The organism is Labilibaculum filiforme, assembly GCF_002843315.1.
Lineage (GTDB): Bacteria > Bacteroidota > Bacteroidia > Bacteroidales > Marinifilaceae > Labilibaculum > Labilibaculum filiforme.
Genome location: NZ_MVDD01000055.1, coordinates 1 through 1,017, shown reverse-complemented (window position 1 = coordinate 1,017; position 1,017 = coordinate 1). Strand labels below are relative to the sequence as shown.

General features: G+C 30.5%; 1 pseudogene. It reads left to right on the top strand.

Annotation, left to right across the window (positions count from 1 at the left end):
* Positions 1-1,017 (top strand): annotated as a pseudogene (locus tag BZG02_RS20945) (hypothetical protein); the annotation flags it as partial.

Genomic DNA, 1,017 nt, shown 5'->3' with positions numbered 1-1,017 from the left:
ATTATTGCAAAATGACAAATGAGACTTTCCCTGAGGCAGAACTAACAACTGAATCTGTTACCATTAACAACAATAATATAATCGAAATTCCCGATGCCAATTTTAAAAAGGCATTGGTCGATAATACTGAGATCAATACCAATGGGGATACTGAGATTTCTGAAATTGAAGCTATACTTACTACAAGCCTAAATTTACGTTCTAAGAATATAGTTGATCTAACAGGAATAGGATATTTTTCACGTTTAAAATCATTAAGCGTATATAGAAACCAATTAACTAGTTTAGATTTAACCAATAATACAGCTATTACATCCCTTGATTGCGACGGGAATAATTTAACTAGTTTAGATTTAACCAACAATTTAGCTATTACAAACCTTGATTGCAGAAACAATCAATTTACAAGTCTGGATTTAACCAACAATACAGCTATTGCAAGTCTTAATTGCTCTGATAATAAAATAACCAGTTTAGATCTGACAAACAACACAGCTATTACATCCCTTGATTGCGACGGGAATAATTTAACTAGTTTAGATTTAACCAACAATTTAGCTATTACAAACCTTGATTGCAGAAACAATCAATTTACAAGTCTGGATTTAACCAACAATACAGCTATTGCAAGTCTTAATTGTTCTGATAATAAAATAACCAGTTTAGATCTGACAAACAACACAGCTATTACATCCCTTGATTGCGACGGGAATAATTTAACTAGTTTAGATTTAACCAACAATTTAGCTATTACAAACCTTGATTGCAGAAACAATCAATTTACAAGTCTGGATTTAACCAACAATACAGCTATTGCAAGTCTTAATTGCTCTGATAATAAAATAACCAGTTTAGATCTGACAAACAACACAGCTATTACATATCTTAATTGCGAAAACAACAAATTTCCTTTTTCTGAATTACAAAAAATCAAGACTAAGTATAGCGAATTTAGTTATATATCTACGAAAAAATTATTTTCGCCTATAGAGAAAGCTGATGCTTTTGATATAGATT